Here is a 19994-nt window from a genome sequence, read left to right as displayed (position 1 = left end):
CACTGTGCCGAAATGGAGGAGGCTTTTCACCGGACTGTCGACCCCGGCTCGTCGGGGGGATGCGACGAGACCGCACGCCACCACCAAGGAGGAGAAAGCATGCGCTACCAAACCCTCAGGGCTTCCGTACCGGCAGCCCTTCTGCTCACCTTCGCCAGTCTGTCCGTCGCGCAGGCGGCATCGACTGTCGCATTCCTGATGCCTGACCAGGCATCCACCCGCTATGAGCAACATGACTGGCCCGGCTTCCAGGCAGCCATGAAAGAACTCTGCTCCGATTGCACCCTGGTTTACCAGAACGCCAATGCCGACGCGGCTCTACAGCAGCAGCAGTTCAACTCGGTGATCGCCCAGGGTGCCACGATCATCGTGCTCGACCCGGTCGACTCCTCGGCGGCCGCTGCCCTGGTCGAGATCGCTCATTCGCAGGACGTCAAGGTCATCGCCTATGATCGTCCCATTCCAGCGCAGAGGGCCGACTTCTACGTCTCCTTCGACAATGAAGGCATCGGCTATGCCATCGCGCAGTCGCTGGTGGACCATCTGAAGGCCGAGGGGGTCGCGGCCGGCTCGGGCGTGCTGCAGGTCAACGGCTCGCCGACCGACGCCGCGGCCGGCCTTATTCGGGACGGCATCGACCGAGCCCTCGACGCATCGGGCTATACGACCCTGGCCGAATTCGATACGCCGGATTGGGCGCCTCCGGCTGCTCAGGAATGGGTGGCAGGCCAGATCACGCGTTTCGGCGACCAGATCGTCGGGATTGTTGCGGCAAATGACGGCACGGGCGGTGGCGCCATCGCAGCTCTGAAGGCTGCCGGCGTCGATCCGTTACCTCCGGTCACCGGAAACGATGCCACCATCGCGGCGCTACAGCTCATCATTGCCGGCGATCAATACAATACGATTTCGAAGCCGTCCGAGATCGTGGCACGTGCCGCCGCCGAGGTCGCCGTGGGCCTGCTCGCGGGCGAAGTGCCTGAAGCAACGCACACGCTTTACGACACACCCTCGCAGCTTTTCGTGCCTGCCGTGGTGACCAAGAAGAACATCAAGGAGATCATCTTCGACGGCGGTATCCAAACCGCCGCAGAAGTGTGCACTGCCGAGTATGCCGAGGCGTGCGCGGCGCTTGGTATCCAGTAAGATGAACTGCCCCGCCTGGCCTTGCCAGGTGGGGCAACAAGCCCATCGAGACTCTGGATGGGAGGAATCCCAGCGATGCCCCATACGAACCCGGCTTCAGCCGAACCCATTCTGCGCCTGCGCGAGATCTCCAAGAGCTTCGGCGCGGTGTCGGCGTTGACAGAGATCGAACTCGACGTCTACGCGGGCGAAGTAGTCGCCCTCGTCGGAGACAATGGCGCGGGTAAGTCAACGCTCGTCAATATCCTCGCCGGCGTCCACCAGCCGACGACAGGGACAATCGAGTATCTGGGTCAGCAGGTTACATTGGCGAGCCCCAGTGCTGCGCTCGGCATGGGCATAGCCACTGTGTTCCAGGATCTTGCCCTCTGCGAGAACCTGGACGTCGTCGCCAATCTGTTTCTTGGCCACGAGCTATCGGCCTGGCGGCTGGACGAGGTCAAGATGGAGGTGCGGGCCTGGGCGCTGCTGAGCGAGTTGGCAGCGCGCATACCCTCGGTGCGCCTGCCCATCGCGTCTCTGTCAGGCGGCCAACGCCAGACCGTCGCCATCGCCCGCTCGTTGCTGCTCGACCCCAAGATCATCATGCTCGATGAGCCGACCGCTGCCCTTGGCGTGGCGCAGACTGCCGAAGTGCTGAACCTCATTGAGCGAGTGCGCGACCGGGGTTTGGGCGTGATCGTCATCAGCCACAACATGGATGAGGTGAGGGCGGTGGCCGACCGCATCGTCGTGCTGCGGCTGGGCCGCAACAATGGGGTGTTCACCGCTGACACCAGCCACGAGGATCTGGTCGCGGCGATTACTGGTGCAGCGGAGAACTCGGTGACCCGCCGGCAGAAGTCGCGGGCCGAGCGCGACGGGCAGGAGCGGCCTCATGACCAACGCTGATCGAAACACAACCGCCGCGCCGCTGGACAGATCCGACAACCGCCTGCGGGACGACCAAAGCTTCGCTGGCGCCCTCCGCGCCTTTCTCGACCGGGTGCGATCAGGCGACTTGGGCATGCTTCCCGTGGCGGTGGGACTGGTCGTTATCTCGTTGGTCTTCACCGCGCTCAATCCCGTATTCCTGGCGCCCAACAACCTGGTCAACCTGCTCTTTGACTGCGCGACTGTCGGAGTCATCTCGTTGGGCATCGTTTGCGTCCTGATGCTCGGCGAAATCGATCTCTCGGTCGGCTCGATGAGCGGGCTCGCCTCGGCCATCGTCGGCGTACTCTGGGTCAACTCCGGCGTGCCCATAGTGCTCGCCATTTTCATCGCGCTGGGCGCGGGCGCGCTGGTGGGCGTGGTTTACGCCTTCCTCTTTACGCGACTGGGCATGCCCAGCTTCGTGGCCACGCTCTCGGGCCTGTTGGCGCTGTTGGGTATGCAGCTCTACCTGTTGGGCTCAACCGGATCGATCAACCTCCCGTACCAATCCGAGTTGGTCCGATTTGGCCAGATTCTGATCATGCCGGACTGGCTTACCTATGCGCTGGCAGTTGTGCCTGGCGTCGCTCTTGTCCTCGGCGGCCTCAGCACCAATCGCCAGCGTATCGCCGAAGGACTCTCGCCGATCGCCGTCCGCCTCGTGGTGACGAAGGCGGTGATCCTCACCGCAGCCCTGGTGTTCGCCGGCTGGTATCTCAACCTTGGCCGGGGCCTGCCCTGGATGTTTGCGCTCTTTGTCGTGCTGGCGGTCGTCCTCAACTACGGCCTCACCCGCACCAAATGGGGTCGGTCGATGTTTGCCGTGGGCGGCAACCGCGAGGCAGCGAGGCGGGCGGGCATCAACGTCAAGCGCATCTACCTGTCGGCATTCGTGCTGTGTTCGACGCTCGCCGCTGCGGGCGGTATCCTGGCTGCGTCGCGCCTTGCCTCATCGAGCCAGCAAGCCGGTACGGGCGATGTCAATCTCAACGCCATCGCCGCGGCAGTAATCGGCGGGACGAGCCTTTTCGGCGGGCGGGGCAGCGCCTGGTCGGCAGTGCTCGGCATCATCGTGATCCAGGCTATATCGAACGGGCTCACGCTTCTCAACCTCAGCTCCTCCCTACGCTACATGATCACCGGTGCGGTTCTCGCCATCGCGGTCATCGTCGACTCGTTGGCCCGCCGGAGCCGAGTGTCGCACGGTCGCGGCTGATCTCAAGGAGCAAGAAATGACACAACAACTGCGCGGTAAGGTTGCCGCGGTAACGGGCGCGGCCTCGGGCATTGGCCTTGAATGCGCTCGCACTCTGCTCGCCGCGGGTGCGAGGGTTGTGCTGATCGACCGGGCTGCGGAACGGCTTGCGGGATTGACGCGAGAACTGGGGCAAGATGCGTTTGCCCTCGAAGTCGACCTGCTCAACCACTCTGACGTAGATGGCCTGGGGGAACGGATCGTTGGGCTGGCTGGAGGTATCGATATCTTCCACGCCAATGCGGGAGCGTATTTTGGTGGGCCGGTCGTGTCGGGGAACCCCGACGAATGGGAGCGCGTCCTCAACCTCAACATCAACGCTACGTTCCGCGCGATCCGCTCGGTGCTGCCGCATCTGGTGGCACAGAGATCGGGCGACGTGATCGTCACGAGTTCCATTGCCGGTCTCGTCCCGGTTGTGTGGGAGCCTATCTACACTGCCTCCAAATTCGCGGTGCAGGCGTTCGTGCACACGCTTCGGCGGCAGGTGGCTGCCGACAATGTCCGTGTGGGCGCCGTCGCGCCCGGGCCGGTGGCTACGGCTCTGCTCGACGACTGGCCGAAGGAGAAAATGGAAGAGGCGCTGGCAAACGGAAGCCTGATACAACCACGCGACGTCGCCGAGGCGGTTCTTTTCATGGTGACGCGTCCAAACGGCGTGACCGTGCGCGACCTAGTCATCCTTCCGACGACGGTCGACCTATAGGAGCGGAGGTACAGGTGGATTCGCAGAGCGCAAGCTATTTCGGCTTCACGGGAATGATCGAACCTGCGGGGGTAAGTCGGATTGCCGGTGCGCTAAACTCCGCGGCGAATTCCGGGGTCGAGCAGGTGCATCTGTCGTTTTCGTCGAACGGGGGGTACGTCGCAGACGGCATCTACCTGTTCAACCACATACGGGCTCTTCCACTGCACCTCGTGATCTACAACACGGGCAGTGTCAGTTCGATCGCGGTGTCGGTGTTCCTGGCGGCCGCTGAGCGCTACTGCTCGGCCCACGCAATGTTCATGATTCACCCGACGACAATGGGCGGGGCCGAAATGACGGCCCGCCGCCTGCAGTCAACGCTCGACGCGGCATTGGCGGATGATGATCGCACTGACAACATCCTGCGTCAGCGGAGCAGGATTCCTGAGGACGTCCTCGTGGCTCGACGACATAGCGAGATCCATATCTCGCCGCGCCAAGCTGTCGAGTTCGGGCTGGTGCAGGGGGTGAGGGAGTTTGCGCTCCCAAAGGGGCAGCAGATCGTGCAGATCTAGGCGTAGCCTGGACATTCGGTTCTCCAGCAAGGGCCGGCCAACAGGCCGGCCCTCTCTTGTGGGGTTCAGCGCTGATTGTTCGTGCTGTTGCGGTCGGGGTTGTTCACGTCCCCGCCCATGTCATCCTGATTGTCATCAGGCTGCCCGGTCCGGCCTTGGCCGCCCTCCTGGCGACCCTGCTCGGACTGGCCGGATTGCCGGCCGCCCTGACCACCCTGCTGCTGACCAGGCCCACCCTGACGGTTGGGGTCCTTGTCGTCCTGGTTCTGGCGGTTCTGCTGATCGCTCTGCTGTCCGCCCTGATCCCCCTGCCGCTGTCCAGCTCCACCCTGGCGGTTCGGATCGTTCTGCTGGGACTGGCGATTGGGGTCGTTCTGATTGTTCTGGTTCGGCATTATTTTCTCCTCCGGAGTGATGAGGCCTGACGCTCCAGCCAGTTAGGAAACTTGCTTATGGCGGGGTGGTTCCTCGTCCAGCGAAACCCGGCTTGTTGCGCCGCCTTCACGCGATTCAAAGGTCTTTCGGCTCGCGCCAGGTCTGCCTCCCACCAAATTTCGCGGTTCCTTGGGAACGGTCCCTATCTAGCCAAGTTGACTCCTCGAGCCGGCACTAAGAATTCAAGCACGGCACTAAAGGAGAACCACCCAAATGGCCAATCAGCAGAAATCCAGTTCGCAGGGCAAGTCCCAGTCTTCTGGCGGCAAGCAGAGCGCACACACCAGCAGTCAGGGCCGCAAGGGCGACGACAGCAAGTCTGCCTCGTCGACACGCGGGGGGACACCCGAACAGCATGCCGCGGCTGGTCGGCAGAGTCACAAGAACGACAAGTGACGTAGCCCAGCGTCCTGCGCCAACCTCGGGAGCTTCGCTACCCGGGTTGGCGTATCGATAGACAAGAGGCGCGGTCGCCCGCCAACCTCTTCTGCTTGCGGAGAGTACTCCGTACGAGGAGTTCCATGCCGCCTATTCTCATCCTTCGCTCTATATTCAGTCTCCTGTCCCTCGCCGTGCTCGGCGTCGCTGCTTACTTTTTGTGGCGGTGGTACGACGGGGTCACGGCGCGAGATGCCGAGGGCATCACTCATCGTGTTCGCGAGGATTGGCCGCTGTGGATCGGTGCTGCCGCGCTGGCCCGGTCGTTCGCTGGCGGCGTCATTCTCAAACCCCTGCTCGCCGGTCCGGATCGCCGGATACTTGCCCCCGTTCCGCTTAAGCTGCCTTGTTCAAGTCGATGGCTAGCACCACGCTGACCCCCGACGAACGCCGCGCCAAGAGGGCCGCCGCGCGTGTGAAGCAGCGCGAGATCACCGTCTTGCGGGCAAGCAAGATGCACCATGCGCGGTTGCTTGCCGAACAGGCCGGCATTGTCCCGGACGACTCTGGACCGGGTTCGCTCAACATAGGATGCTCAGGGTGGTTTTATTGGCACCTGAAAGGCAGCTTTTATCCGTCGCAAATGCCGACGAAGGACTGGTTTTCCCACTATGCAGACCATTTCAGCACGGTCGAACTCAACGCGCCGTTTTATTCATGGCCGACACTGGGAACCGTTCAGTCATGGCTCAAACAGTCCGAAGGGCGGAAGATGGTCTACACCGTCAAGGTGTCGGAACTGATCACCCACATCAAGAAGTTCGAGGACACCGCCACCTTGGTCCGGGACTTCGGGTACATTGCTGACCTGCTGGGGTCGCAGATGGGCTGTTTCCTGTTTCAGCTGCCGCCCAGCTACCACTACTCGCCCACCCGTTTGCACGGGATCCTTGAGCAGTTGGATCCTTGCCGTCGCAACGTGGTCGAGTTTCGCCACCCGAGCTGGTGGAATGACGACGTCTACGCTGCGTTCAAGGAGGCAGGGGCCATTTTCTGTTCCTGCAGCGGACCCCGATTGCCAGACCCGGTGATCAAGACAGCCGATGATATCTACATCCGGTTCCATGGCGTTGAGAGGTGGTACCGACATGATTACAGCCACCGTGAATTGACTGACTGGGCCAGCCGGATTCGCGATGCGCATGCCAAGCGCGTGTGGATCTACTTCAACAATGACTTCAATGGCTACGCGATCAAGAACGCCACGATGCTGTCCGAAATTCTCTGCGGGGGCGCAGCGGGTTGAAGGGGGCCGGCCCAGCCACGACGAGGCCTTCACTTAGCTCCATTGCCATTGCGGGACCCTCGAATTGCAGGTTGAACTCAATTGCCAACGCAGCGTTGAGGGTCGCAACGCAACAAGATGGAGGCGCAAAATGGCCAATTCTGGAACCACTCTAGGCCGCAGCCAGGACCGCGCCAAGGTCGCGGGGAAGCAGGATCACGAGGTCCGCTATGAAGCCGACAAGACCGGTGCATCAAAGGACGAGGTGAAGGCCGCAGTAAAGGCGGCCGGCAACGACCGCAGCAAGGTTGAGGAGAAATTGCGGAAGTAGCGCCGCTCATCCCCGGTATCCCTCGTCCGCCATCAGAAGCGCACCGCCCAACTGGCACCAGGAGCTCAGAAATGTCCAACGAGAGCGGCACACCGCCGATCCAGGCGCAGCAGCAAGACCCTCCCGGCCACACCTACCTTATGCAGCCGGTCCCCGACCATGGCGAAGCGTCATATCGGGGCAGCGGAAAGCTGGAGGGCAAGGTCGCCCTTATCACAGGAGGCGACTCCGGTATCGGCCGGGCTGTGGCTATCGCCTTTGCTCGGGAAGGAGCTGACCTGTTGATCTCGTACCTGGACGAGCACGACGATGCACAGGACACCGCTACCGTCGCGCGTGAAGCCGGCCGTCGGGTGGTCACCATGGCGGGTGATATTACCGACGAGGCTCATTGCCAGCGATTGGTTCAGCGGACCGTGGATGAGTTGGGGCGCATCGACATCCTCGTAAATAACGCCGCATTTCAGCGCAGCTACGACTCGATCGAAGAGATTGCCTCCGGCGAGTGGGACGTGACATTGCGGACCAATATCTACGCGCCCTTTTATCTGGCAAAGGCCGCAGTCCCACATCTGCAAAGTGGCGGCAGTATCATCAACACTACCTCGATTCAGTCCAAGGATCCCTCCGGGAACCTTCTGGCCTACGCCACAACCAAGGGCGCGATCTCCAATTTCACGGTTGGCCTGGCTGAAATGCTTGGCAGCAAAGGCATCCGCGTCAACGCGGTTGCACCGGGACCCATATGGACCCCGCTGATTCCCTCTACCCTGCCGCCGGACAAGGTCCGGGATTTCGGCAAGAATACCGCGCTAGGTCGTGTCGGGCAGCCCGCCGAGCTCGCTGGAGCCTTTGTCCTGCTCGCCTCCGGCGAGGGCAGCTATATGACAGGCGCCATCATTCCCGTGACTGGCGGCCGCGCGATGCTCTAGGCCGAGGAAAGATGCGGCCCGGACGCGCGGCGCGGCAGACCTTACCAACGAACCGATTGGCGTGCAGTTACATGTGCACCCCCGCGCGAAGCAGGATAAGACGGCCAGCGGCTGGTTCAATCGGAAGCACGGACTCTGATGTCTGCGCCATCCTCATCAATGCTTCCCTGCCCTGTTCAGGCGCTGCTCCGTCCACCGCAGTGCGTCATCCTCAACGGGAAACACGTCCGGTTGTGCTGAAATGAGCTGGCCGCACGGACCGAATCCGGCTTCCAGGTACCACCCTCCGCTCACCGTCGGCTTGCCGGTCTCGGCGGCGTCGATGAGCACGAAGACCGCGGCGAGCTTGCCGTCCTCGAGCACCAGAAGGCCCTGCCTGCTTCCACCATCGACGAGTACTTCCATGCGGCGCGTTTCCATAGTCATCGCGGTTCCTTGACCACATGGAGATAGCGGGGGTCGAACTCAGCGAGGTCTGCCAGAGCGTCCCAGTCGAGAATGACCACGTTCTGACCCGTCCAGGTGATGAGTTCGCCCGACCGCAGTTCCTGCAACACCCGGTTGACGTGCACCGATGAGAGACCGAGGACGTCACCGAGTTCGACCTGGGTGAGCGGCAGGACGAAGGCGTTGTCCGCCGCCATTCCGACGACACTTAGCCGCGTGTAGATTTCGCAGATGAAATGCGCCGCGTTACCGAGCGCAGGTCGTCGTCCCATCCCTACCAGCCATTCGCGATGCATCGACCCGTCGATCAGGGTCAGCAACCAGAACATGCGCGTGAGATGCGGGTGCGTATGTGTGATCTCCAGCAACCGGCCGTGGTCCACCGTCGCGATGCGACAGAGGGTCAGCGCCCCCACCCCGTGGTCCATCTCCTTGAGCATGAAGCTGTGCAGGTCGACGAAATCGCCTGCGACATGCAGCGCCGTGATCTGCCGGCCACCATCCTTGAGCGTCGTGTAGCGGCAGGCAAAGCCGTCGATCAGCAGGGTACTGTGACCCGGCCGGTCGCCATCGCGCACGATGTCATGTCCGCCCTGCACAATCCTGGGTTCCGACATCATTCCTTGCAGAACCGCGATCTCCTCCGCCGACAGGTCATCGCGGGCAGTAAGCTTCGCCACCAAAGCGGCGGTCGGCGGTACGTTGGCGTTCACACGTCGTCTCCATGCTCGGTGACCTGCGTGAACGTCACCGGCTTCATAGAGTTGCGACGAGCACGGCGGCGGGGAGCTCTCCAAAGAGCTCGGCCATCGGCGTTCGTCCTCCCGCAACATCGCGAGATCGCAGTGCATCGCGCCATCGCCTCTCCTTGGGGATCGTCACGTAGGCGTCGTGCGCGCCCAGCCACGAGCCCAGTCCGCACAGGACGATCATTGCTTCCTCGCCATGCTGGCGCATGAAGCCGATCGTACGCCTGTCATCGGGCCCCTCCATGGGCAGCACCTCGTAGCTCCCCCACAGGAACAGGTCCGGCGCGGCACGTCGCAGCTGCAGCAGTCGCGACAGAATGCCGATCTTGATCGCCCCATCCCGCCAGCGCGGCAGCAGCGTACTGAGGTCGGGCAACGTCTCGGTCTCGCGCAGCAGCGCCTGCCGCCGCGCATAGTCGACCGGGCGGCGATTGTCCGGGTCCACCATGCTTTGCTCCCAGAGCTCCGCGCCCTGGTAGATGTCGGACACGCCGGGAACAGTGAGCTTCAGCACCGCCTCAACAATGCCGTTCTTGGCGCCGGCCAGTCCGGCACGGCTCTCGAATTCGCGAAACGAAGCCAGAAACGGCGAGGTCGGTGAAAGCGCAACCCCGATCAGTTGCTCGACCTGCCGCTCGTACCCCTCCTCCGGGATCGTCCAGCTGGTCCTGACCCGGGATTCCTTCACCGACTTCAGCATTGCCGCGGTGAGGCGTTCGCGAAACGGCTCCAGGGCGCCTTTGCCCAGGGAACGTTCACCGTCGAACTCGACCGGCCAGGCACCGAGCAGGGTCTGGAAGAAATAGTAGAGGTGGTTGGGCTCGATTTCAGGGGCCCCACCCTGCCCCAGGCTGGCCCGCCATTCGGCGACCTTGCTGCCCCACGCTTCTGCAAGACCGGAAATCGCGGCAACCCGCGCCCGCACGTCCTCGCCGCGCTTGCTGTCATGGCTCGAGGTACCAAGCATGCCTGCCGGCAAAGCCGCCTGCCGGGCCGTGTTGAACTCATGAAACGACGGCACCCCCTGGCTGAGACGGCCCGGCTTCGACCCCACATCGCTCACCGCGATCAGCCGGTTGAAACGATAGAGCGCGGTGTCCTCGAGCCCCTTGGCCATCACCGGCCCGGTATATTGCTGGATGCGCATCGCAGCGTCCCTCACCGCTCCACGCATATCGGGCCGGTTGCAGAGCGCCTCCCCCGTCATCACTGCCTCGAGGAAGTCGAACACCTGAGGTTGGAGTGCCGGAACGCTCCGTCTGGCCATCGCCATGGCTACGCCGATATTGCGCCGGTCGGACTCGCCGAGCTCACCACCATCGACATAGGTGCGGTAGACCGGCATGTTCGCGACTAGCCGCCGCAGGCCGTTGCGAATGCCGTTCCGGGTAATGTCCACGGTGGCCGGATCGGCGCTCGCGAGAGCGTGGAGCCGGTCGCAGAGGCTGTCCAGTTCGGCCGGCATTTCGTAGTCGATGATGGCGAGCTTGGCCTCCCGCTCCACCGTCTCCGGCGATGCCGTCGCGCCGGTGAATGTCCGATAGATTTCATCGAGATCGTTTTCGCCTGCCGCATCGACCAGCAGGCGGGTGGCGGCCGCCGCGAACTCGTAGCCCGTGGTGCCATCGACGTTCCAGTCGGCCCGCAGTGTCTCGTGGGGTGCGAGGATTTTCTCGACGATCAGGTAGATCGGCCTTGGGGCGCGCTGGCGAAGCTTCAGGCAGTACGCCTTTGGATCGTAGAGACCGTCGATGTGATCCACCCGCAGTCCATCCACCAGGCCCTCGTCGATAAGATCGAAGGTCAGCTTGTGCACGTGATCGAAGACTTCGTCCCGTTCCACCCTGATGCCGACCAGGTCGGAGACAATGAAGAAGCGGCGATAGTTGATGTCGTCGGCCGCAACCGAAGAGTGCGCCGGCCGCCAATGCTGCCGGACGATGAGCTTCCTGAGATCAGCATTGCCGCCAGCTTTGCCGAAATGAGCAACGGCCCGATCGAGGTCGGCTCTTGCTGCAGGACAATCCCGAACCAGTTCCGCCAGCTTGCGCTTCAGCTCGAGCGCCCGGCGGGGCGCCTCGTCGCAGAGCGCCGCAAATTCATCCCCCAGGTGCGCGAGTGCACCGCCGGCGCGGCCCAGGATTCTCCCGAAGCTGATGGGTGAGACTGGCAGGCGGTGGCTGCTTTCCGCCCAGACGTCGAAGCTGCCTTTGTCCGCATCGAACTTGAGCTCGAACCCGCCCTCGGACAGGGCTTGCCCGAAACTCGTCGAGAGGAGCGGCACCAGCACCTTTCCAGCGAGCGAGCGCTCGCGCGGCGACCAGTTGATGTCGAACCACTCCGCATACCGGCTTCGTTCGCCCCACTCGAGCACGTCGAGCCATAGCGGGTTCTGGTCGCCGCCGATGCCCATGTGATTGGGCACGATATCGAGGATGACCGAGAGCCCTTCCGCCTTGAGGGCCCGGGCCATCTGCCGGAACTCGGCAAGCGTCCCCAGTTCGGGGTTCAGCATGGTGTGGTCGACTGTGTCGTAGCCATGCGTGCTGCCGGGCCGCGCCTTGAGGATCGGCGACAGATAGGCGTGGCTCACCCCCAGCGCGCCGAGGTAAGAAGCAAGCCCCGCCACATCATTGAACGTGAAATCCTTGTTGAGCTGCAGCCGATAGGTTGCCCGCGGGATGGGCCTCGTTTGTTCGTTCACTGTGCGCAGTCCTGCTCGTCCAGACTCCACACTACGCTCCAGGCATCGAGGGAGTTGCCGCTGGCAAAGCCTTCGAGCCACAAATGGCGCTGCGCCCACACGTCGATGTCGTCCAGGGGTTCCGGCGAAAGGTTCGCAACCAGAGTCAGGACGGACCGGTCACCCATGATCCAGGACACCCGCAGTCCCTGCTCTCCGAGCAGTTCGTAGCTCCCCGAATTGCCGCCGATCCCGTCGAGGCGCGGGACGATCTCCTTGTTTCGCAGGGCGATCAGCTTGCGATAAAGCCCCAGGATATCAGCCCGGCCGGCATCCAGCTTCTCTTCCCAATCAAGGCGCGAGGCCTCGAAGGTTTTCTCCGACATCGGATCGGGCAGTTCGCGTCCGTCCCCGGCATCGGGCGAATCCGCGAACTCCTTCTCGCGGGCCTCTCTGATGGCGTCGGCGAGGTCGGCGATGTCCGAGAAGTAGAGGAATGGGCGCGTGCTCCCCCACTCCTCACCCATGAAGACCAGCGGCGCGTGGGGCGACAAGAGGTTGATCGCGGCCAGCGATCGCAGCGCCTCGGGAGGGGCAAGCGAGGCGAGGCGATCGCCGAACGGGCGGTTGCCGATCTGGTCGTGGTTCTGGATGAAGGTGACGAACGCGGTCGGCGGCAGGTTGGCGCTGGGCTCGCCCTTGCAACGGTCTTCGTTGGCCATGTGCTCGCCCTGGTAGCCATAGCCCTCCGCAAGCGCCCGGCCGAGCAGGTCCAGGCGCCCATAGAAGTCGGCGTAGTACCAATGGCTCTCACCCGTCGCCGCGCAGTGGAGGCAATGGTGTACGTCGTCACTCCAGTTGGCCGTGTAAAGGCCGGGGGTGAAGTCCATGCGCCGCGTCAGCCAGCCGGCCTGATTGTCGGAATTCTCCGCAGCGAGGTGGACATGGCGTCCGTCCGTCGACGCCCTCACCTGCTCGGCAAGTTCCTGCAGCAGGTGCTTTGGACCGGCGTCGTGGATCTCCTGCACCGCGTCGAGGCGCAGTCCGTCGAAATGGTATTCGTTGAGCCAGAACCTGGCGTTGGCGAGGACGAAGTCGCGGATCATTGCGGCCCCTTCGTCATCGTAGTTGACCGCCTCACCCCACGGCGTTTCATGCTTGTCGGTGACCAGCGGCGCGTAGAGGCCCATGTAGTTGCCGTCCGGACCAAAGTGATTGTAGACGACATCGAGGATGACCATCAGCGAGCGCTCGTGCGCCGCATCGATGAGCGCCTTGAGGTTCTCCGGCCGCCCATAGGTGGAGTCCGGCGCGAAATGCAGGACACCGTCATAGCCCCAGTTCCAGCGCCCCTTGAAGTCGGCAATGGGCATCAGCTCAATCACTGTGACGCCCAAATCCACCAGATGGTCGAGCTTCTCGATGGCACCCAGAAATGTGCCCTGCGGCGAGAACGTCCCCACATGCATTTCGTAGATGATGGCTTCTTCCCATGGCCGCCCCCGCCACCCCGCGTCCTGCCAGTCGTACGACCTCGGATCGATGACCTCGCTGGGCCCGTCGACATCGTCCGGCTGGAAGCGTGATGCCGGGTCGGGCACCCTGGTCCCATCCGGCAACACGAAGCTGTAGCGCTGGCTCGCCTGGATGCCGGGCACTTCGAGTTCGAACCAGCCGCGCGGCAGCCGCAGCATGGGAAGGATGCGCTCGTCGGCATCAACGAGATGGAGGCCAACTCCGTCGCAATCCGGCGCCCAGAGCCGGAAGCGAACGGCTTCCCGCGTCATGTCCGTGCCGAACTTCATGTCTTGAGCGCGTTGCAGGGTTTGAACCGCCGTTAGCGGGCCGCTGTAATTGTTCATTGTTTGTCCAGTCCAGGGGTCTTGGTGGCATGAACAGACGGGCGTCCAGAGGAGCGCCCGTCAGAAAAAGCCTACCGTTTCTGCCCTGATTGTCGGCCTCCTGTAGCAAGTCCGCGCTTACATAGGTTATGCCCTGCGGCCGATTGATCCCTCCTGCCGCCGGAACCCCCGACCGCACTCCAAACAGGAATTCGGTCGGTGCTGAGCGAGTCCGCGAGTCCATCGATCGCGGCGCCGGCGAACCTGCCGCCGTCTTTCCCGCCGATGGCACTCTCGGCCACGGATTTGAGAACAGGCGCACCGGCTTCGAGCAGCCGGTCGCCCAGCGACTTTTGGCAATTCGTTACCGCGCGAGAGGGAACGAGGGAGCCATGCCCGGGTTTTCGGTTGATACTTTCGGAGCTTAGCCAGATGCCGCGCTATTTCTTCGACATTGACGACGGCGAGAACATGCACCTCGACGCCGACGGGACGGAGTTCCCCAATGAGCAGGCCGCCCGTGAGGGCGCGGCGCTTACGATTGCCGAGATGGGGCGGGAAGTGATCCCCCATGACGGCGGCAGAAGAGATCTCTACATCTGGATTCGAGACCAGAGTGGCACGGCCGTGGCCAAGCTTTCACTGAACTTCAAGGATCGCCCGTTCAAGCGCTAGGGAGCCCATTTTCCGGACACCCAACGTATCCTACTATGCAGCATGGACATCGCGGGGTTCGGGAGGGTCGTGTTTTGGGACGGCGGGAGCCTGTGGCTCGCGCTGATCACCGGCGTCACCCAGCGTCACTCGCATCACGCCGTGCAGTTGTCCCTGCCGCTGGATGGGATGGCGCAGTTCCAAACCGAGCCGGACGGCGACTGGATCCAGTGCCATGGCGCAGTGATTACGCCCGATGCCCCGCATGCTTTCCGCGCTCCCGGCCGGGTTGTGGCCAACATTCTGTTCGAGCCGGAGTCGGCGGTAGGCCGGGGACTGCTGGCCAAGTGCGCCCGGCCGGGGCTAAATCTGCTCGATGCGACCACCGTCGCGCCACTCGCGGCACCGATTGCGGCCGCTTATTTCGGCGGTGCAAGTGACGACCGGTTGCGCGATCTCGCTCAGGGAACGATGGCCGCTGCGGCAGGAGTGCCGGTTCAACCGGCCACCGTCGATCCCCGGATCCTCAGCGCGATTGCCGAGATACGGGCGCATATCGACGAGCCAGTCCTGCTCCCTGTGTTGGCGCGCCGGGTCGGCCTCTCGCCCGGGCGGTTCCGGCACCTGTTTGTTGCCGAGACTGGGGTTTCCCTCCGGGCGTTTGTGCTCTGGGAGCGGCTGAACCGAGCCCTGTCGATCGGCTTTTCCGGTGGCTCATGGACCGAGGCGGCACACGCTGCCAACTTCGCCGACTCCGCGCACCTCTCCCGAACCTGCCGTCGCATGTTCGGTCTGGCGCCCACTTCGGCCCGCGTGGTGGACCTCGAGCTTCGGCAATCCGCCTGAAGACCGCAGGCTAGCCCCTACGTTCAATCCCGGCACGGCACGACTGTTTATCTCCCCTCCATCGTTCACGAAGGAGGCCGTCATGCCCAAGTCAAAGTCCAAGTCGCCGCTCCGCCTGCTATGGTTGCTGCCTGTCGCCCTGATCGGGGTTGGCGGGATCGGCTTCGCCGCAATGATGCAACCCCCGCCGGCCGACCTTGATCTGTCGCTGACCCGCGCGACCGAGAACGGGCTCTATGTCGGCACGCTCGAGCCGGGCGTCTCCCCAATTCCAGTGGGGACGATCCAGGCGTGGACCGTCGCGGTCACTACCCCTGACGGCAAGCCGCTCGAGCACGCGGACCTCTGGATTGTCGGCGGCATGCCACAGCATGGCCATGGCCTCCCGACCGAACCGCAGGTCACCGAGGAACTCGGGGGTGGGCGCTACAGGGTTGAGGGGATGAAGTTCAACATGCCCGGCTGGTGGACGATCACGCTCAAGGTCTCGAGCGCTGCCGGCACCGACAGCGCCACCTTCAACCTCAACTTGGGAGGGTGATGATGCGCCTGCCACTGTTCGTCGCAGCCGGTGTGCTTGCCGCTGCTGTGGCGGGTTGGTCCTGGTTCGACCCTGGAAAGCCCGCGTGGAGTCCTGCGGAAGCCAAGCTCATCGCCTCGCTGTCGCTGTCGACGCTGCCGAAGCTCCCACCCGATCCATCGAACGCCGTCGGCGACGATCCGGCAGCGGCGGCGCTGGGGCGGGCACTGTTCTTCGACACGCGGCTCAGCGGTAATGGCAAGGTCGCGTGTGCGTCCTGCCATGTGCCCGATCGACAGTTCCAGGACGGCACCCCGCTGGGGACTGGCATGGGGCAGACCAATCGGCGGACCATGCCGATCGCCGGTACCGCCTACAGCCCGTGGCTGTTCTGGGACGGACGGCGGGATAGCCAATGGGCACAGGCCCTGGGGCCGCTCGAAAGTCTCGTGGAGCACGGCGCCGATCGCATGCAAATCGCCCGCCTGATGGCCGCGAACTATGCCACCGAGTATGAAGCGGTGTTCGGTCCATTGCCCGAAATCACGGCGCTGCCGGAGCATGCGACCCCACTTGGCACCGAAGCCGCCAAAGCGGCGTGGACTTCGCTTGCCGAACGGCAGCGCGATGACGTGAACCGCGTCTTCGCCAATGTGGGGAAGGCGATCGCCGCGTTCGAGCGGACGATAGAGCCGCGCCCCACGCGCTTCGACGCCTATGCCGACGCTCTGGTGGCGGGCCGCGACACGGCCGGACTGCTCACGGCGGTGGAAGTCGAGGGCCTTCGGGTGTTTGTCGGCAAGGGGGAGTGCACCAAGTGCCACAACGGGCCACTGTTCACCGACCAACATTTCCACAATACCGGCGTTCCTGCGGTGGCCGGGCTGCCCGAGGACCGGGGACGCATCGTCGCGACGGCGCAGGTTCTCGCCGATCCGTTCAACTGCCTCGGCGCCTATAGCGATGCCGGCCCGGCCGGTTGCGCGGAGCTGCGTTACATGGACCGCGAAGGGGAGGACCTGATACGTGCCTATAAGCCCCCTTCGCTCCGCGGGGTCGCCGAGCGCGCGCCGTATATGCACTCCGGGCAGATCGCCACTCTGGCTGCCGTGCTCCGCCACTACAATGCAGCACCGGCCGCGCCCGGCGGTCACAGCGAACTCAGGCCAATGGCGATGAGTGAGGCGGAGCTCGCAGCTCTTGAGGCCTTTCTCAGGACCCTCAGCGAGACGCCAAGGATGGAGACGAGCCATGATCGACCGGACCGTTCTCACCTGGCGCTCGAGCTCCGCTCCATCACCGAGATCGCCACCGGTCTCTCAGTGCCGTCTTTTCGCCGGGCCGCTGGATTTGCGGACTGATGGAACTGCCGGATAGCAATGCGGGGGTGCAGCTCCACGTTGTACAACCAGAGCCGCCCGCAGATTACGCCGGGAGGCCCGGATGGCAACAACGAAGCCCCTCGAAACCGGCACGATAGCGACTACCTTTGCGGCTTTCGCTATCCCCAATTTCCGTCGCTTTGTCGTCGGGCAGGCCGTTAGCCTCGTCGGCTCCTGGACCGAGACCGTGGCGGAGGCGGTGCTGGTGCTGCAATTGACCAATTCGGCTGTCGCAGTCGGGTTCGTCACCGCCATGCGCTACCTGCCGGTGCTGCTGCTGACGCCATATGCGGGGGTCATAGTAGACCGTGGCAACAAGCGGTACCTACTGATGGCCGCCGAGACCTGCCTTGCGCTGCTTTCGCTGACTTTTGGCCTGCTGGCCCTTGTCCACGCTGTCACCCTCTGGTCAATCGTTCTGATCGCATTGGGCTTCGGGGTGCTCACCGCTGTCGATAATCCGGCGCGCCAGGCATTCATCCCCGAAATGGTCGGCAAGCCACTCATCCGCAACGCCGTGACCCTCAACAGCACCTTCGTCAACGTGGGCCGAGCGGTCGGCCCGCTCGTCGCGGCGGTGCTCATCACGACGGTCGGCACCGCCTGGTGCTTCCTCATCAACGCGGCAAGCTTTATCGCGGTGCTCTACGCACTCGCCACAATGGACGTTCGCACGCTCTATCCGGTGCCTCCAGTCCAGCGCGACAAGGGCCAGTTGTTGCAGGGCTTTCGCTATGCCCTGACGATACCCGAGATCATCGGACCGGTTGCCATGATGGCCCTGATCGGCACGTTCACCTACGAGTTCGAGGTCAGCCTGCCCCTCTTCGCGCACGTATCGCTAGCCGGCGCGGACGCCACCTATAGCTGGCTGATCGGAGCCTTCGGCCTGGGATCGGTAATTGGCGGACTCTATTGCATGTGGCGCCCGGAAACGGGAATGCCGCGGCTGGTGCGGGCCGTAGCGCTTTATGCAATCGCCATGCTGGCGACGGCGCTGGCGCCCACTCTGCCCGTTGCGGTGGCGCTGCTGGTCGTCGTCGGGCTGGCAAGTATCACCTTCATCACGACCGGCAACAGCACTATCCAGCTGGCGTCGAGGCCCGAATATCGCGGGCGCGTGACCGGGCTGTGGTCTACCGCCTTTGTCGGCTCAACACCTTTCGGTGCTTTGATCATCGGCTTTATCGACGCCTACAATCCCCGGGTGGCCTTGCTCGTCGGGGCCCTCGCATGCGCCGTCGCGGCCCTGGTCGGATTGCGCCTGGGGCGGAGCGGCGGCTTGGTCCGAGGCGGCGGATCGTCCCGAACATCGGTCCCAGACTGAGTCATGTGGGGGCGGCCTTGGCGGCTCTCCGCAGCGGAGCGTTGGCGCCTTGTTTCGCGAGCTGATCGCGTGGTTATCCAAGCGAACTGATACTGCTGCCCGAGGGAGCTATGGTCATGATCATGATCCATGGCGACCCCAGCTACGTCGGTGCTGCGGCGAAGAGGGCGTTCATCTACCCCGCAAGCCTGCCGGTCGGTAGGACTAGCCCAGGCCGGCCTGGTAGCTCGCCACAGGGGCGAGCCGGTAGTATAACTGCTTCACCTTCAAGGGAGCGCTAGTGAGATGGTCGCGGAAACGCCGACGCCAACATCCGCCCGCTCGTATGCCGTCCCGATAATCGCCGTGCTCGCGGCGGCCGCGATCTTTGTCGTGGATACTGCCACGCCCCTGACCGACGGAGTGGCCTCGCTCTACGTTGTCGTGGTGCTGCTGTCTTTCAGTTTTCTGTCAACGCGCGGCGTGGTGTTCGTGTCGCTTGGCTGCTCGGTGCTCGCGATCACCAGTTACCTGCTGCTACACGAGGTAACTCCCGAGTGGGACGCCCTCGTTAGACTCCTAATCAGCGTCCAGGCAATCGGAGCCGTGACGTTTCTAGCCGTAAGGAACCGGCGTGCCACTGCCGTAGCGGAGGACCGGGCCCGGCTCCTCGATCTCACGCACGACACGATTTTCACGCGGGATATGAAGGACCGCATCACCTACTGGAACAGCGGCGCCGAGAGTTCATACGGCTGGAGCAAGGCAGAGGCCCTAGGCGCAAGCTCGCACCAGTTAATGCAGACGGTGTTTCCGCAGCCGCTCGAAGCCATCAATGCCGAGTTGCTTCGCACCGGACGCTGGGAGGGCGAACTCATTCATACGACGCGCCACGGGCGGCGGCTGGTGGTTGCAAGCCGCTGGTCGCAGCAACGGGACGATAGCGGCAATCCGATAGCCATTCTCGAGACCAACAACGATATCACGGAGCGCAAGCACGCCGAGGAAGCCCTGACCCGCAGCGAGGCCTATCTGAAGGAAGCGCAGAGATTGAGCCATACCGGCAGCTTCTGCTGGAATCCCACCGGCGAAGATTATTGGTCGGAGGAAGTCTATCACATGTTCGAATACGACCAGTCGGTGAAGGCGTCAGCGGCGGTTGCCTTCGAGCGCGTTCATCCCGACGACGTGGCCCTCATGCAGCGCACACTCGAGCGTTCAGCCGCCGAATTGACGGGTTTCGATGTCAGGATCAAGTTGCTGTTTCCCGATGACTCGGTGAAATACCTCCATGTTGTTGCGCGACCAGTGCTGAATGCAGCGGGCAGCACAGAGTTCGTTGGTGCAGTAACGGACGTGACGGCCACCAAGCTGGCCGAGGACGAGCTGGCCAAGGCGCAGGCCGAGCTGCTGCATGTCACGCGGGTGACGACGCTGGGCGAGCTCACCGCTTCCATCGCCCACGAGGTGAACCAGCCGCTCGCTGCCATCATCACCATTGGCGAGGTGTCGCTGCGGCTGCTCGGCGGGGAAAAGCCCGACCTTGACGAGGTGCGCGAGGCGCTCAAGGCGATGATCGGCGACGGCCGGCGCGCCGGCGAGATCATCCAGCGGCTGCGGGCGCTG

At 63.6% G+C, this 19994-nt stretch carries 20 protein-coding genes; 15 read left to right on the top strand and 5 right to left on the bottom strand.

The features are described 5' to 3' along the window. Positions 1 to 99 precede the first annotated feature (99 nt). The 5 genes from JWQ89_RS01175 (at position 100) to JWQ89_RS01155 (ending at position 4579) form a co-directional block, all read left to right on the top strand. The gene (locus tag JWQ89_RS01175) at positions 100 to 1146 is read left to right on the top strand and encodes a sugar ABC transporter substrate-binding protein (RefSeq protein WP_299637695.1); all 1047 of its coding nucleotides are present in this window, start codon (positions 100 to 102) and stop codon (positions 1144 to 1146) included. A gap of 75 nt (positions 1147 to 1221) precedes the next feature. After that, positions 1222 to 2037, top strand: coding sequence for an ATP-binding cassette domain-containing protein (locus JWQ89_RS01170; protein ID WP_299637693.1), 816 nt, complete (start codon positions 1222 to 1224; stop codon positions 2035 to 2037). Next, entirely contained in the window at positions 2024 to 3277 is a 1254-nt protein-coding gene (locus JWQ89_RS01165; RefSeq protein WP_299637692.1) for a sugar ABC transporter permease, read from the top strand. Before JWQ89_RS01170 ends, JWQ89_RS01165 begins: the two co-directional genes overlap by 14 nt. A 16-nt stretch (positions 3278 to 3293) precedes the next feature. Beyond that, a complete protein-coding gene (locus JWQ89_RS01160) occupies positions 3294 to 4022 on the top strand; it encodes an SDR family oxidoreductase (protein WP_299637690.1) in 729 nt (242 codons plus the stop codon). A 14-nt stretch (positions 4023 to 4036) separates the two neighbouring features. Further along, positions 4037 to 4579 carry an ATP-dependent Clp protease proteolytic subunit gene (locus JWQ89_RS01155; RefSeq protein ID WP_299637689.1) on the top strand — a complete coding sequence of 181 codons (543 nt, stop codon included), beginning with the start codon at positions 4037 to 4039 and terminating at the stop codon, positions 4577 to 4579. A gap of 65 nt (positions 4580 to 4644) precedes the next feature. On the opposite strand, the gene JWQ89_RS01150 is transcribed toward JWQ89_RS01155, so the two are convergent. Further along, the gene (locus tag JWQ89_RS01150) at positions 4645 to 4974 is read right to left on the bottom strand and encodes a hypothetical protein (RefSeq protein WP_299637687.1); all 330 of its coding nucleotides are present in this window, start codon (positions 4972 to 4974) and stop codon (positions 4645 to 4647) included. Between the two features lie 253 nt (positions 4975 to 5227). Between JWQ89_RS01150 and JWQ89_RS01145 the strand changes: the two genes are divergently transcribed. The 4 genes from JWQ89_RS01145 to JWQ89_RS01130 all read left to right on the top strand — a co-directional run bounded on the left by JWQ89_RS01145 (position 5228) and on the right by JWQ89_RS01130 (position 7940). Further along, positions 5228 to 5410, top strand: coding sequence for a hypothetical protein (locus JWQ89_RS01145; RefSeq protein ID WP_299637685.1), 183 nt, complete (start codon positions 5228 to 5230; stop codon positions 5408 to 5410). Between the two features lie 400 nt (positions 5411 to 5810). Continuing rightward, positions 5811 to 6698, top strand: a complete 888-nt coding sequence (locus tag JWQ89_RS01140) for a DUF72 domain-containing protein (protein ID WP_299637684.1) — start codon at positions 5811 to 5813, stop codon at positions 6696 to 6698. A gap of 130 nt (positions 6699 to 6828) precedes the next feature. Further along, the gene (locus JWQ89_RS01135; protein ID WP_299637683.1) at positions 6829 to 7008 is read left to right on the top strand and encodes a DUF3606 domain-containing protein; all 180 of its coding nucleotides are present in this window, start codon (positions 6829 to 6831) and stop codon (positions 7006 to 7008) included. Between the two features lie 71 nt (positions 7009 to 7079). Further along, on the top strand, positions 7080 to 7940 hold the full coding sequence (locus tag JWQ89_RS01130; protein ID WP_299637682.1) for an SDR family oxidoreductase: 861 nt from the start codon (positions 7080 to 7082) through the stop codon (positions 7938 to 7940). A gap of 156 nt (positions 7941 to 8096) precedes the next feature. Here JWQ89_RS01130 and JWQ89_RS01125 read toward each other — a convergent pair whose 3' ends face one another. Genes JWQ89_RS01125 through treZ form a run of 4 tightly spaced genes read right to left on the bottom strand, consistent with a single transcriptional unit; the run spans position 8097 to position 13624 of the window. Beyond that, on the bottom strand, positions 8097 to 8345 hold the full coding sequence (locus JWQ89_RS01125) for a hypothetical protein (RefSeq protein WP_299637681.1): 249 nt from the start codon (positions 8343 to 8345) through the stop codon (positions 8097 to 8099). A 17-nt stretch (positions 8346 to 8362) separates the two neighbouring features. After that, positions 8363 to 9100, bottom strand: a complete 738-nt coding sequence (locus JWQ89_RS01120; protein WP_299637680.1) for a Crp/Fnr family transcriptional regulator — start codon at positions 9098 to 9100, stop codon at positions 8363 to 8365. A gap of 43 nt (positions 9101 to 9143) precedes the next feature. Beyond that, positions 9144 to 11840: a malto-oligosyltrehalose synthase gene (gene treY / locus JWQ89_RS01115; RefSeq protein ID WP_299637678.1), complete on the bottom strand. Its 2697-nt coding sequence runs from the start codon at positions 11838 to 11840 to the stop codon at positions 9144 to 9146. Beyond that, entirely contained in the window at positions 11837 to 13624 is a 1788-nt protein-coding gene (gene treZ, locus JWQ89_RS01110) for a malto-oligosyltrehalose trehalohydrolase (RefSeq protein ID WP_299637677.1), read from the bottom strand. Before treZ ends, treY begins: the two co-directional genes overlap by 4 nt. A gap of 468 nt (positions 13625 to 14092) precedes the next feature. Here treZ and JWQ89_RS01105 point away from each other — a divergent pair, with 468 nt between their 5' ends. The 6 genes from JWQ89_RS01105 to JWQ89_RS01080 all read left to right on the top strand — a co-directional run. Then, on the top strand, positions 14093 to 14335 hold the full coding sequence (locus JWQ89_RS01105; RefSeq protein ID WP_299637675.1) for a hypothetical protein: 243 nt from the start codon (positions 14093 to 14095) through the stop codon (positions 14333 to 14335). Between the two features lie 42 nt (positions 14336 to 14377). Continuing rightward, the gene (locus JWQ89_RS01100; protein WP_299637673.1) at positions 14378 to 15160 is read left to right on the top strand and encodes an AraC family transcriptional regulator; all 783 of its coding nucleotides are present in this window, start codon (positions 14378 to 14380) and stop codon (positions 15158 to 15160) included. 82 nt (positions 15161 to 15242) lie between these two features. Continuing rightward, positions 15243 to 15701, top strand: coding sequence for a FixH family protein (locus JWQ89_RS01095; RefSeq protein WP_299637671.1), 459 nt, complete (start codon positions 15243 to 15245; stop codon positions 15699 to 15701). After that, a complete protein-coding gene (locus JWQ89_RS01090; protein ID WP_299637669.1) occupies positions 15701 to 17041 on the top strand; it encodes a cytochrome c peroxidase in 1341 nt (446 codons plus the stop codon). The genes JWQ89_RS01095 and JWQ89_RS01090 overlap by 1 nt, the downstream gene beginning before the upstream one ends. An 82-nt stretch (positions 17042 to 17123) precedes the next feature. Continuing rightward, positions 17124 to 18389 (top strand): MFS transporter, encoded by a 1266-nt coding sequence (locus JWQ89_RS01085; protein WP_299637668.1) that lies wholly within the window; start codon positions 17124 to 17126, stop codon positions 18387 to 18389. Positions 18390 to 18674: 285 nt separating this feature from the next. Next, a partial coding sequence (locus JWQ89_RS01080; protein ID WP_299637666.1) for a PAS domain S-box protein occupies positions 18675 to 19994 on the top strand: 1320 nt, incomplete at its 3' end.

The sequence above is a fragment of the Devosia sp. genome (assembly GCF_028290645.1).
Lineage (GTDB): Bacteria > Pseudomonadota > Alphaproteobacteria > Rhizobiales > Devosiaceae > Devosia_A.
The sequence above is the reverse complement of the archived record's forward strand: the minus strand, read 5'-3'. Positions and strand labels throughout refer to the sequence as shown.